We start from the raw sequence: 12,277 nt of genomic DNA, 5'->3' as shown, positions 1-12,277 counted from the left end.
CTTCTGCTACGTGAAGCGATAAGAAGGGGCCCTTCCTTACCCCTGGAGGGTCAGTGGGCCGGCGCCACGTAACCCAGCCAGGCGTCCACCTCCTGCTGGGTCAGGATGCGATCTACCCGCGCCTGCGCCGTGATCGGGAAGCGGCGCCCCGGCCGCCAGTGGCGGCTGTAGCGCGGCGCGTCCAGCACCACGATCCGGGTGCCGCTGATCGCCGGGATGTCGGCCGGGCCGGTCTCGTTGCGCAGCACCGCACCCGTGGCGTCGGCGAGCTGGAAGAAGTCGTCCACGTGCTCCAGCTCGGAGCTGTCCGGGCCGAAGCGCATCGCGTTGACCCAGCGCTGGTCCGGCCGCCGCCCCTCGACCAGGCCCGCGCCGATCATGGCGTCGGCCAGCAGCACCTGGAGCTGGAAGTTGTCGGCCACGCCGCCCACCCACACCATCGCCCCGTGGCGGCTGGGCCGGTGCACGACCAGGACGTGCTCGTCGATGATCCGCAGCGCCAGGATGAGCCGCATGAACGCGGGCGCCGCCGAGTGCAGCGGGTCGACCTGCGCCATCCACGCGGCCCGGTCACCCAGCTGGGCGCGCGCCGACTCGTGCTGCAGGCAGGCCACCGCGGCCAGCGCCCAGTGCGGGCCGTCCCGCCAGGCCGCCAGCAGCGGCATCGCGGGCACCGGGCCGATGGCCGCGCCGAGCATCCCGGTCGCCACCGTCATCCCGGCCTGGTCGCGCTCGGGCAGCGGGCGCCCGGCGAAGCGGGCCAGCCAGGTGTCGAGGAAGGCGTGGGTACCGGTCAGCGCGCCGTTCAGCCGCTCCAGCACGATCCGGGTCAGCGGGCCCGGGTCGGCGCCCAGCTCCACCATCGCCCCGGCGGCGGTGGCGGCGTTGGCGGCGACGAACGGCAGCGGCGCCGCCCCGATCGCCGGGGCCAGGTACGCCACCGCCGGGGTCAGCTCCGCGGGCGGCACCTGCTGCGCGGCGCGCACCAGCGGCGCGACGGCCGACAGCGCCGCCATCGGGTCCTGCCCCATGACAAGCCGGTGAAACCCCTGCACCTGCTGCGCGAACACCCGACCTGCCCTCCTGCGGTGCGGGCTCTGCGGCCTTGATCGACGTCATCCTCCGCCTTCGCTCCGGATGACGTCGAGCGGCCCGCAACCGCCCGCACCTGGTTTTGTGGTGGTGCGGGCGGTGTGGCCTCAATCGGCGTCGTACGGCGTGGTCGTGCCGGGTGACGTCGAACGGCCGGCAACCGTCCGCACCTTGGTTTTTGCTGGTGCGGACTGCGTGGCGGCGGGCATGTCGCCCAGGTCGTAGCCGCGCAGCAGCACCAGTGCGATGCCCACGATAAGACCCGGCACAACAGTGAACCCGAGCAGGACTCCGGTACGCGCGGAGTCGGTCTGCGTCACCGTCATGCCCGCGGTGGTGGAGATGTAGCCGAAGGCCTGCAGCACGATGCCGAAGATGAACGGGCCGAGCGCCAGGCCCAGGGTCTCCCCCGCGGTCCACACGCCGGTGAACACGCCCGCCTGCCGCTTGCCGGTGCGGGCGGTGTCGTACGCGATGCAGTCGGGCAGCATGGCCAGGCCGAACAGCTGCTGGCCGGCGTAGCCGAAGCCGATCACGGCGATGATGGCGTAGACCGCCCAGTTCGGCAGCACCGGCGCCGCGACCAGCACCAGCGTCGCCACGGTCAGCGTGATCGAGGCGACCACGTACCCCTTGAGCTTGCCCAGCCGCTCGCCGACCCGGCGCCAGAACGGCATGACCACCAGCGCGGGGCTGACCACCACGACGAACAGGGTGGTCGTCGTGCCGGGGTCGCCGAGCACGTGCCGGGCGAAGTACTCGACGCCGCCGAGCATGCAGGCCACGCCGGTGGCCTGGACCACGAAGCAGGCGACCAGCACCCGGAACGGCCGGTTCGCGGCGACCACCTTGAGCTGCACCCGCAGCGACGGCTCGCTGGCGGTGATGACGCCGGTGGGCGCCTTGGCGGTGCTGAAGAACGCGAAGCAGGTGCCGGCGACCATGATCGCGGCGACGAACAGGCCCATCCAGCGGTATCCGGGGACGCCGCCGCCGGTGGAGTCGCGGATGATCGGCGCCAGCGCGCCGGAGACCAGGATCGAGGTGGCCAGCAGCGCGACGCGCCAGGTCATCAGCCGGGTGCGCTCGTCGGGCGAGGAGGTCATCTCGGCGGGCATCGCCACGTACGGCACCTGGAAGAAGCCGAACGCGGTCGCGGTGAGCAGGAACATCACCACCACGTAGAGCCCCGAGTAGGCGGAGATCCCGAGCGGGGCGGCGAAGATCCCCGCGAACAGCGCGGCCATGCCGAGTCCGGCGAACAGCAGGTACGGCCGGCGCGCGCCCCAGCGGGTCTGGGTGCGGTCGGAGATCCGGCCCACCAGCGGGTTGAGCACCACGTCCCAGGCCTTGGGCAGCAGCACCAGCAGCCCCGCCAGGCCCGCGGCCACCCCCAGGGTGTCGGTCAGGTACGGCAGCAGCAGCAGGCCGGGCACCGTGCCGAACGCCCCCGTGGTCAGCGACCCGAGGGAATATCCGACCCGAACATGCGTGGGAAGCGCTTCGCCCGGAGCCTCCATCACCTCCACACTGGATGTCATGAGGGCGGATGGTACGGGAGGCAGTTGAATGCGGGTACCTGCCGGTGTGGCGGCGGGCCATCCGGCCACCGCTGAAGTAGGCCTTCGGATACTCCGAATGGGCGGTTCGGCTGCCGACGCGGCGGTCGCGGCGGTGCTCGCGGCGTGCGTCGGCGAGACCGTGTTCACCGGCCTGAGCGGTGGCGGATTCGCCACTTACTACGAATCTTCGACAGGGCGCGTCTCCTGCCTTGATTTCTTCGTCTCCATGCCGGGTCTGGACGGTGATCGTAAAGCGGGGTCGATGCGGCCGATCGCGGTCACCTTCGGCGAGGTGCCGCTGCCGTACGAGATCGGCGGAGCCTCCGTGGCCGTGCCCGGAGTGCCCGCCGGGTGTGGCGAGATTCACGCCCGCTGGGGCGCGCTGTCCTGGTCCGACGTCGTCGCGCCGGCGGTGGGACTGGCCCGCACCGGAGTGCCCATCCCCGAGGCGCACGCGGTCACCCTGCCCTCGCTGGTGCAGGCGATGCTGATCGACCAGGGCACCACCGCGTACGCCCCCGGCGGGCGGCTGCTGCGCGGCGGTGAGCTGCTGTTCCACGCCGGGCTCGCCGACGCGCTGAGCCTCATCGCCGAGCAGGGCCCGTCGGTCTGCTACACCGGCGAGATCGGCCAGAGCATGGTCGAGGCGGTACGCGCCGACGGCGGGTCGCTCGGGCCGCTGGACCTGGCGTCGTACCGGGTGATCGACCGCGAGGTTAACGCCGCGCAGCTCGGCGGCTGCACCGTGCTCGGCCGCGCCGACCTCAACCGCGTCATCGACACCATCCGGTCGCTGCCCGCCGACCTGGCCGGCCTCGACCGCGGCGCCCGCGCCGTCACCCTGGCCAACGCGCTCGACCTGCCCCGCCGCCTGGACAAGCTCGGCGACACCACCAACGTCACCGCCGTCGACGAGGCCGGCAACGCCTGCGTGGTCACCACCACCCTCGGCCTCGGCTCCGGCATCTGGCTGCCCGGCCTCGGCGTCCACCTCAACTCGATGCTCGGCGAGGGCGAGCTGATCAGCGGCGAGCTGGCGCCCGGCGAGCGGATGGGCTCGATGATGTGCCCGCTGGTCGTGCTCGACCACGGCAACCTGCGGCTGGCGGTCGGCTCCGCGGGCGGCTCCCGGATCCGCTCGGCGCTGCTGAACACGCTGGTCGGCGTACTGATCGAGGACCTGGACACGGCGGCGGCCGTCGACGCCGCCCGGCTGCACCCGCTCGACGACATCGTCCACGTGGAACCGTCGTACCCGGCCGACCAGGCCGCCGCCCTCACCGCCGCCGGCTACACCGTCAACCGCTGGCCCGCCCTGAACCACTACTTCGGCGGCGTCTCCGCCATCGGCCCCACCGGCCCCGCCGCCGACCCCCGCCGAGGCGGCTCCGCCCTCCCCCTCTAACCCCCCGCCTGGTTGATCATGAACTTATGGCACGGCTCGACGGCGTGTCCTGGGCACAGCTTCCTGATCGACATGCCTTGCCCGGAGGCGTCGCGTCGAATTGCGGCGCGTCAGTTGATGTGTCCCTGAGCGACGTGATCGCCCCGGAAGGTCACGCCTTCTTCCTGAAGGCGGCGACGGGCCTCGTTCTCGTGGCCGGGGGGCAGTCGGCCGCCCGCGCCCACCACCCGGTGCCAGGGCACTCCACCGCCGTGGCGCGCCATGATCGTGCCGACCCGCCGGGCCGAGTTGCGACCCGACTCGTCCGCCAGAGCGTCCGCGACCGCGCCGTAGGTCATCACCCGCCCGAGTGGAATCTGCTCAACGAACCGCAGCACCGCTTCGGTGTACTCCTCGGGCGTCATGGCGCTCAGGCTAGTTCGCCGACCGCTTCCAGTCCCGCGCCGTCCCGAGTCGATCAGGAAGCTGTGCACGCGACACACCGTCGAACCGTGCCACAAGTTCATGATCAACGCGGCGGGGGGTGGTGGTGGGGGGCGGTGGGGCGGGGGGCGCCAGTGGGTGGGATGGGGAGGGGGGTGGGTGCGGGTCGGTGGGCAGAATGGGGGGATGCGGGACGTGGTCACGCGGGCTAAGCGCGTGGTGGTGAAGGTGGGGTCGTCGTCGTTGACGACGGCTGCCGGGGGGTTGGATCCGGGGCGGTTGGGCGCGCTGGTGGCGGCGGTCGCCGCGGCGGAGCGGCCGGAGGGCGGGGCGCGGCGGGAGGTCGTGCTGGTGTCGTCCGGGGCGATCGCGGCCGGGCTGGCGCCGCTGGGGTTGAGCCGACGACCGCGGGATCTGGCCACGCAGCAGGCTGCCGCCAGTGTGGGGCAGGGGCGGCTGATGCACGCGTACACGGAGGAGTTCGGGCGGCACGGGCGGACCGTGGGCCAGGTGCTGCTGACCGTGGACGACGTGACCCGGCGGGCGCACTACCGCAACGCGTACCGCACGCTGCGCAAACTGCTCGACATGAACGCCGTGCCGATCATCAACGAGAACGACACCGTCGCCACCGAGGAGATCCGGTTCGGCGACAACGACCGGCTGGCCGCGCTGGTGGCCGCGCTGGTCCAGGCGGACCTGCTGGTGCTGCTCTCGGACGTGGACGCGCTGTACACCGGCCACCCGTCGCACCCGGATTCGCGGCGCGTCGACGAGGTCGCCGACTTCGCGCGGCTGCGTACGTTCGACGTGAGCCAGGCGGGCAGTGCCGGGGTCGGCACCGGCGGCATGGTGACCAAGGTCGAGGCCGCCCGGATCGCCAGCGACGCGGGTATCCCGGTGGTGCTCACGGCTGCGCCCATGGCCGCCGCGGCCCTGCGCGGCGAGTCGGTGGGCACGCTCTTCCACGCCGCGGGGGTACGGGCCACCGCCCGCCTGCACTGGCTCGCCCACGCCACCACCGCCCGCGGCCGCCTGCACCTGGACCCGGGCGCGGTCTCGGCGGTGGTCGAGCGTCGCGCCTCCCTCCTACCGGCCGGCATCACCGCCGTGGACGGCGCCTTCACCGCCGGTGATCCGGTCGACCTGGTGGACACCGGCGGCCGCGCGGTCGCCCGCGGGCTGGTCAACTACGACGCCCTGGAGCTGCCCGGCCTGCTCGGCCGCTCGACGGGTGAGCTGGCCGCCACGCTGGGCCCCGCCTACGAGCGCGAGGTGATCCACCGCGACGACCTCGTCCTCCTCCCGGCGGGATGAGGAAGGGCGCCTTCGTCGGCTCGGCCGGCGAGCCGAGCAGCAACACGGTTCGCATTACGTAGTAGGAGGGCCCCTTCTTGCCGGCCCGGCGCGCTGGGGCGCAGGGCGGGCGGCTGGGCTGGGCGAGTTACGGAGAGGCTGGACGCATGAGCGTGATCGAGCAGGCGGGGCGGGCCCGGGAGGCGGCCACGGTGCTGGCGACGGTGTCGCGGGCGGTGAAGGACGCGGCGCTGCTGGCGATGGCCGACGCGCTGTCGTCGCGTACCCCCGAGATCCTCGCGGCCAACAAGCTGGACGTGGCGGCGGCGCGCGAGCAGGGCACGCCGGAGTCGACCGTGGACCGGCTGGCGCTGAACGAGGCGCGCCTGGCCGGGATGGCCGACGGGCTGCGCCAGATCGCAGGGCTGCCGGACCCGGTCGGTGAGGTGGTCCGGGGCGGCACGCTGGCCAACGGGCTGCAGGTGCGGCAGCTGCGGGTGCCGTTCGGCGTGGTCGGCATCATCTACGAGGCGCGGCCGAACGTGACCGCCGACGCGGCGGGCCTGACCCTCAAGTCGGGCAACGCGGTGCTGCTGCGCGGCTCGGGCTCGGCGGCGCGCTCCAACGCGGCGATCGTGGTGGTGCTGCGCGACGCGCTGGCCGCGGCCGGGTTGCCTGCCGACGCGGTGCAGCTGGTCGACTCGGCCACCCGCGAGACGGTCAAGGAGCTGATGCGCGCCCGCGGCCTGGTCGACGTGCTGATCCCGCGCGGCGGGGCGTCGCTGATCCGCACCGTGGTCGAGGAGTCGTCGGTGCCGGTGATCGAGACCGGGGTGGGCAACTGCCACATCTACGTCGACGAGACCGCCGACCTGGACATGGCGCTGAAGATCCTGCTCAACGCGAAGGTGCAGCGGCCGTCGGTGTGCAACGCGGCCGAGTCGCTGCTGGTGCACGCGGCGGTGGCCGACACGTTCCTGCCCCGGGCCCTGGCGGCGCTGCGCGAGCAGGGCGTGACGGTGCACGGTTCCCCCGAGATCGTCGCGTACGACGACACCGTCGTCCCCGCGACCGAGGACGACTGGGGCACCGAGTACCTGGCGCTGGAGCTGTCGGCGCGGGTGGTGGCGTCGCTGGACGAGGCGGTGGCGCACATCCGCCGCTACGGCTCGGGCCACTCCGAGGCGATCATCACGACCTCGCTGCCCGCCGCGAGCCGGTTCACCGCGCACGTGGACGCGGCGGCGGTGCTGGTCAACGCGTCGACCCGGTTCGTCGACGGCGGCGAGCTGGGCTTCGGCGCCGAGATCGGCATCTCCACCCAGAAGCTGCACGCGCGCGGCCCGATGGGCCTGCCGGAGCTCACCAGCACCAAGTTCGTGATCACCGGCGAGGGGCAGGTGCGCGGCTAGCGGATCGCGCGGATGACGTTCAGGGTGAGGTGCACGTCGAACGCGTCACCCTGTTCGGAGTCCCAGCCGCCGTCGGTGCGCTGCGTCTCGGCCAGCCGCTTCTTGGCCGCGATCATGGTCCAGTCGTCGGCCGAGACGCCGACCCGGCGCAGCGAGGCGGCCATCGCGGCCGCGTCGACCGGCGCCATCCGGGGCAGCCGCTCGCCGAGCACCGACTGCATCCTGGCTGCCTCGTAGAACATGTCCTGCCGGTACATCACCGCGGCGCCCAGCCAGCCGGTCATCAGGTACGACGGCCAGGTGCCGTCGCTGTTCAGGCTGTTCTTGATGAACTCGGCGCCCCGCGCGGTGCACTCGGCGTACGGGATGGGCGTGTCGTCGCCGTAGGGCAGCGTGGCCCGGAAGTCGAGCCCGGACACGGTCAGCCAGAAGGTGGCGTTCGCGGTCAGGTAGAGGGTGGCCTCGGGGTCGCCGGGCTGCGCCCACTCGGGCGCCTCGGGGGCGAGCTCCTTGACCTCCTGCCAGCTGCCGTCGGCCGCCTGACGCCGGCCCAGCCACGCCAGCGCCTGCTGAGCCGCCGGGCGGCCGAGCGCGCCGAGGTCGTCGAGCTGGTCGATGCGGAAGCAGGTGACGTCGATCGACGGGATCTTGCCCCGGGCCGAGGTCGGCCAGCCGCCGCCGGGAAGTTGACCGGCTTCCATGGCCGAGATGACGTCCTCGCTCGGCATCACGCCGGTACGCAGGTACGACAGGCGTGCCCGGTCCACCGGGTCGCCTTTCTTCACCACGAAACCGATTGCCGCGTCGAGATCAACCACGATCATCAAGGGTACGTGGCGACCTGGATCACGACCTCAGCAGGTCGGTCAAGGTCAACAGAACTCGCGGTCGGAATAGGCCGCGTTCAGTGCCACAAAAGCAGGACAGATAGATCAGACATCTGTCGCCGAACCGCAACTTTCGCATTCAGGATCAAACCTGGAGGCATGCCCTAGTCGTCCGCTCTTCGAACCACCCGGATGCCGTCACCGCCATTGCCGACGCCGAGCCGCAGACATCTGAGGAAAGTTATCCACAGCCCCGCTTGAGTCCACTGTGGACCACTAGAGTCGGCCCAAATGGGTGGCGGCCAGCGGATGGTCCCCGCAGGCCGCCTGAGATCCCACTCGGCATCCATCTCAGGAGGGCAAGTGAGAACCGACCCCAAGCTACGCCATCGACCCAGCCGGATCGCACGAAGCATCGCGATCGTCGCCGCAGCCGCGCTCGGCGCGACCGCCCTGCCGTCCACGTCTACCGCCGCGTCCTTCCCGGGCGTCAGCCTCGGCGCGACGAGCGGTTACTCCAGCAAGGTCGACATGAGCTGGAAGGCCGCGCGGAACTGGATCTACATCTGCGGCAGCAACGCGTTCCCGAGGTACGCAAAAATTGTCTATACCTTCTAATCGAGTTCGATGGAGCGTGGCGGCCCTAGCCGCCACGCTCCACCTCATCTGCCTGATTGCAGGCTGCTCCCCACCCGGTCGATCCGGGCCGCTTTACGTGGGCGATGGTCGCGGCCTGTCCGGCGGCTCGCGGGACCCCGGCACAGTGATCTCGTTCGGAGCGTCCAAGGTCCGAAACCCGACCGACGAACCGCTGACCGTGACCGGGATATCGCTCCGTGGGTCGAACACCCAGGACGGAGTCACCGTCACCGACGTCTACGTCCTGGATTTGACCGGCATCACCGACACCGCCGGGTTGGCCAACGGCTTCCCGCCGCCGAGCCAGGCGACCGATCCGTTCGTACCGGCCGAAGGGGCAGTCCTCAGCCCCAACACCTGGTACCAGATCCTGTTCGTCATCCACGTCGAAAAACCCGGCATCTGGACGTTCTCGGACGTCGAGATCAGTTACGAGGCGAATGGCGAGAAGTTCGTCGCCACGGCGCCCGACGGACTGCGGATTTGCGCGCCTCGAACGGTCGACTGCAGCCAGTGACCGCGACTGCGGGAGGCAGACAGAAGGCCCGCCTCCCGCAGTCGTCGGCTCAGTAGCTGGGCAGGCTCGGGTCGATGGTCTTGACCCAGGCCAGCACGCCGCCCTGGACGTGCACGGCGTCCTTGAACCCGGCCGCCTTCAGCGCCGCGAGCGCCTCGGCCGACCGCACGCCCGACTTGCAGTGCAGCACGATCTGCTTGTCCTGCGGCAGCGTGGCCAGGGCCTCGCCGGACAGGATCTCGCCCTTGGGGATGAGCACGCTGCCCGGGATGCGCACGATCTCGTACTCAGCCGGCTCGCGGACGTCGACCAGCAGGAAGTCCTTCTCGGCGTCCTGCCACTCCTTGAGCTCGCGGGCGGTGATGGTCGCGTCGACCACCGCCTCCTGCGCCTCGACGGAGACCGCGCCGCAGAAGTCCTCGTAGTCCTCCAGCAGCTGGGTGACGGTCGGGTTCTCGCCGCAGAGCGCGCAGGCCGGGTCCTTGCGGACCTTGATCTTGCGGTACGTCATCTCCAGGGCGTCGTACACCATCAGCGAGCCCACCAGCGGCTCGCCGACGCCGGCGAGCAGCTTGATCGCCTCGGTGACCTGGATCGCGCCGATGCTCGCGCACAGCACGCCCAGCACGCCGCCCTCGGCGCACGACGGGACCATGCCGGGCGGCGGCGGCTCCGGGTAGAGGCAGCGGTAGCAGGGGCCGTGCTCGGCCCAGAACACGCTGGCCTGCCCGTCGAACCGGTAGATCGAGCCCCACACGTACGGCTTGCCCAGCAGCACCGCGGCGTCGTTGACCAGGTAGCGCGTGGCGAAGTTGTCCGTGCCGTCGACGATCAGGTCGTACTGCCCGAAGATGTCGAAGACGTTGTCCCGGTCGATCGCGGTGTTGTGGATCACCACGTTCACGTACGGGTTGATCTCGCGGACGCTGGCCGCGGCCGACTCGGCCTTCGGGCGGCCGATGTCCGACTGGCCGTGGATGATCTGGCGCTGCAGGTTGGACTCGTCGACGGTGTCGAACTCGACGATGCCCAGCGTCCCCACACCCGCGGCGGCCAGGTACATCAGCGCGGGCGAGCCGAGACCACCGGCACCCACGCACAGCACCTTGGCGTTCTTGAGCCGCTTCTGCCCGGCAACCCCGACGTCCGGGATGATCAGGTGACGGCTGTAGCGGCGGATCTCGTCCACCGAGAGCGACTCGGCGGGTTCCACCAGCGGCGGCAATGACATGACCACATTCTCGCTCGCCCTACCCGCCGACCGCCATGATCGACCATCTCCCGGACTGCGAGGTGTGTCACGCCGCTGGCCTGGCGCGTCAGGGAATAGCGGGACCTCGATAGAGCTGGCCGGTACGGTACGGCCACGCGTACGGCAGGCAGCCCCGCAGGCCGGTCGACTGCTGCATCATCACCGGCGCGTCCAGGCCGGCCCCCGGGCAGTCCTCGTGGCCGAACCCGAGCTGGTGGCCCACCTCGTGGTTGAGCGCGAACGCCCGGTAGTCGCCCAGCGGGGCGCCGTAGCCGGGCACAGCGGTCAGCCAGCGGCTCAGGTTGATGATCACCTGACCGGGCAGGCGGCAGGAGACGAACCCGTCGGTGTACAGCCCGCCGGCCGCGCACATCTTCTTCGACGTCTGCGCGCTGGCCAGGTACACCGTGAACTCGGCGGTGGCCTTCTCGGCGACCCGCTGGAACCGGTACACCCCGCCGCTGGTCCAGCCGCGCGCGTCGCCCAGGATCGCCTCGACCTCGCCGCCGAACGGTGCCGCCTGCTGCTCGGTCCCCTGCTCGACGGCGACCCGGAACTTGCGCACGGTGCCCTTGGCGCCGAGCACCTTGCCGGTGCCGCCCACGTACGCGAACTTGCCGGTGCCGCTGGCGGGGACCCCGGCCGGATCGGCGGGGGTGCCCTCCTCGCGTCCGGTGGGCCCCGGCGCGGCGGACGGAGCCGGCGTGCCGGTGGCGGCGGCGGCGCTGGGCGCGGCCGGGCCGTCGAGCAGCAGCCCGTCCGAGCCGCGGGCGAGGTCGATGCCGACCAGGCCGACCACCACGCCGAGCAGCGACAACACGATGATCAGGTTCCGGCGGCGGCGCGCCCGGATCTGCGCCCGGCGCCGGGCGCGGAAGCCAGCGCCGTCGTCGGGGTCCTGCCGCCGGGCCGGGTACGTCTCCAGGTCGGGATACATCAGGCCACCGACGGTCCGGCGTAGCGCTTGCCGTCGACGTACGGCCAGGGGTTGGCGATGCACCCCTTGAGCCCCAGCGTCTGCTGCTGCATCGTCGGGGCGAGCTTGCCCGCACCCGGGCAGCCCTCGTGGTAGTGGCCCAGCTCGTGGCCGACCTCGTGGTTGATCACGTAGTTGCGGTAGAGGTGCAGCTCGATGTGCTTGCTGAGGTAGTCGGGCACCGAGCCGCGCCAGCGGTTCAGGTTGATCACCACCCGCCCCGGCAGGCGGCACGAGGTGTAGGAGACGCCGTTCATGCGGGTGTCCATGCCGCCCTGGGCGCACAGCTTGCGCGTCGTCTCACCGGTCGCGAGATAGACCGTGAACTGGTACGACGACCCCGCCGCGACCCGCTGCAGCCGGAACTGCTTACCGGCGATCCAGCTTCGCGGGTCGCCCAGCGTCTCGTCGATCATGCGGGTGAACTCGGGCAGCTCGTCCTTGGCCACGTTGGACTCGGCCGCCACCCGGAACCGCTTGATGTTGCCCGCGGTCCCCATCACCTTCCCGGTGCTGCTCGCGTAGGTCCAGGTCCCCGGCCCGGAGGCGGGCGTCGGACCGTCCATCTGGTACACCGGCTCGGGCGAGGGCGACGGACTGGGCGAGGGCGACGGCGAGGCAGCCGCGCTCGGCGACGCCGGGGTGGCCGCGACCGGCCGGGTGGGCGGCGGCTCCGGGGCACCGCGCAGCAGGTCGATGCCGACCAGCACGGCCGCCCCGAGCAGCAGGCACAGCACGGCGGTACGGCGGCGGCGCTGCCGCATCCGGGCCCGGGCGAGCCGTCCTGCCTCGGCCCGTGACGCCCGTACGGCCGTCGTGTCGGTGTCCCAGTTGCGGGCGGCACGGGGCGAGGGGGCGGTGCGCATCGTGACAGCC

Annotated in this window: 12 protein-coding genes; 5 read left to right on the top strand and 7 right to left on the bottom strand. The window is 71.8% G+C overall.

The features are described from left to right. Positions 1-50: 50 nt before the first annotated feature. Together QEZ54_RS04370 and QEZ54_RS04365 are read right to left on the bottom strand one after the other, a co-directional pair. Positions 51-1,031 (bottom strand): hypothetical protein, encoded by a 981-nt coding sequence (locus QEZ54_RS04370; protein WP_281303164.1) that lies wholly within the window; start codon positions 1,029-1,031, stop codon positions 51-53. Between the two features lie 168 nt (positions 1,032-1,199). Beyond that, the gene (locus tag QEZ54_RS04365) at positions 1,200-2,633 is read right to left on the bottom strand and encodes an MFS transporter (RefSeq protein ID WP_281303163.1); all 1,434 of its coding nucleotides are present in this window, start codon (positions 2,631-2,633) and stop codon (positions 1,200-1,202) included. 97 nt (positions 2,634-2,730) lie between these two features. On the opposite strand from QEZ54_RS04365, the gene QEZ54_RS04360 reads away from it, so the two are divergent. Beyond that, positions 2,731-4,059: a gamma-glutamyltransferase gene (locus QEZ54_RS04360; RefSeq protein WP_348650510.1), complete on the top strand. Its 1,329-nt coding sequence runs from the start codon at positions 2,731-2,733 to the stop codon at positions 4,057-4,059. Positions 4,060-4,169: 110 nt separating this feature from the next. On the opposite strand, the gene QEZ54_RS04355 is transcribed toward QEZ54_RS04360, so the two are convergent. After that, positions 4,170-4,463 carry an MGMT family protein gene (locus tag QEZ54_RS04355; protein WP_281303161.1) on the bottom strand — a complete coding sequence of 98 codons (294 nt, stop codon included), beginning with the start codon at positions 4,461-4,463 and terminating at the stop codon, positions 4,170-4,172. Between the two features lie 205 nt (positions 4,464-4,668). Here QEZ54_RS04355 and proB point away from each other — a divergent pair, with 205 nt between their 5' ends. Both proB and QEZ54_RS04345 read left to right on the top strand, forming a co-directional pair. Further along, a complete protein-coding gene (proB, locus tag QEZ54_RS04350) occupies positions 4,669-5,799 on the top strand; it encodes a glutamate 5-kinase (protein WP_281303160.1) in 1,131 nt (376 codons plus the stop codon). Positions 5,800-5,912: 113 nt separating this feature from the next. Further along, positions 5,913-7,190, top strand: coding sequence for a glutamate-5-semialdehyde dehydrogenase (locus QEZ54_RS04345; RefSeq protein ID WP_281303542.1), 1,278 nt, complete (start codon positions 5,913-5,915; stop codon positions 7,188-7,190). On the opposite strand, the gene QEZ54_RS04340 is transcribed toward QEZ54_RS04345, so the two are convergent. Beyond that, positions 7,187-8,014 carry a prenyltransferase/squalene oxidase repeat-containing protein gene (locus tag QEZ54_RS04340; protein ID WP_281303159.1) on the bottom strand — a complete coding sequence of 276 codons (828 nt, stop codon included), beginning with the start codon at positions 8,012-8,014 and terminating at the stop codon, positions 7,187-7,189. The two genes, QEZ54_RS04345 and QEZ54_RS04340, sit on opposite strands and share 4 nt — an antisense overlap. Positions 8,015-8,380: 366 nt before the next feature. Between QEZ54_RS04340 and QEZ54_RS04335 the strand changes: the two genes are divergently transcribed. Beyond that, positions 8,381-8,635 carry a hypothetical protein gene (locus QEZ54_RS04335; RefSeq protein WP_281303158.1) on the top strand — a complete coding sequence of 85 codons (255 nt, stop codon included), beginning with the start codon at positions 8,381-8,383 and terminating at the stop codon, positions 8,633-8,635. A gap of 97 nt (positions 8,636-8,732) precedes the next feature. After that, positions 8,733-9,173 carry a hypothetical protein gene (locus QEZ54_RS04330; RefSeq protein WP_281303157.1) on the top strand — a complete coding sequence of 147 codons (441 nt, stop codon included), beginning with the start codon at positions 8,733-8,735 and terminating at the stop codon, positions 9,171-9,173. 49 nt (positions 9,174-9,222) lie between these two features. Here the strand turns inward: QEZ54_RS04330 and moeZ are convergent, their stop codons facing one another. The 3 genes from moeZ to QEZ54_RS04315 all read right to left on the bottom strand — a co-directional run bounded on the left by moeZ (position 9,223) and on the right by QEZ54_RS04315 (position 12,267). Next, complete coding sequence (gene moeZ / locus QEZ54_RS04325; protein ID WP_281303156.1) at positions 9,223-10,404, bottom strand: adenylyltransferase/sulfurtransferase MoeZ; 1,182 nt, start codon at positions 10,402-10,404, stop codon at positions 9,223-9,225. Positions 10,405-10,492: 88 nt separating this feature from the next. Then, positions 10,493-11,362: a DUF3152 domain-containing protein gene (locus QEZ54_RS04320; RefSeq protein WP_281303155.1), complete on the bottom strand. Its 870-nt coding sequence runs from the start codon at positions 11,360-11,362 to the stop codon at positions 10,493-10,495. Continuing rightward, positions 11,362-12,267: a DUF3152 domain-containing protein gene (locus tag QEZ54_RS04315; protein WP_281303154.1), complete on the bottom strand. Its 906-nt coding sequence runs from the start codon at positions 12,265-12,267 to the stop codon at positions 11,362-11,364. Before QEZ54_RS04315 ends, QEZ54_RS04320 begins: the two co-directional genes overlap by 1 nt. Positions 12,268-12,277: the final 10 nt, after the last annotated feature.

Source organism: Catellatospora sp. KI3 (assembly GCF_029948125.1).
Taxonomy (GTDB): domain Bacteria; phylum Actinomycetota; class Actinomycetes; order Mycobacteriales; family Micromonosporaceae; genus Catellatospora.
The sequence above is the reverse complement of the archived record's forward strand: the minus strand, read 5'-3'. Positions and strand labels throughout refer to the sequence as shown.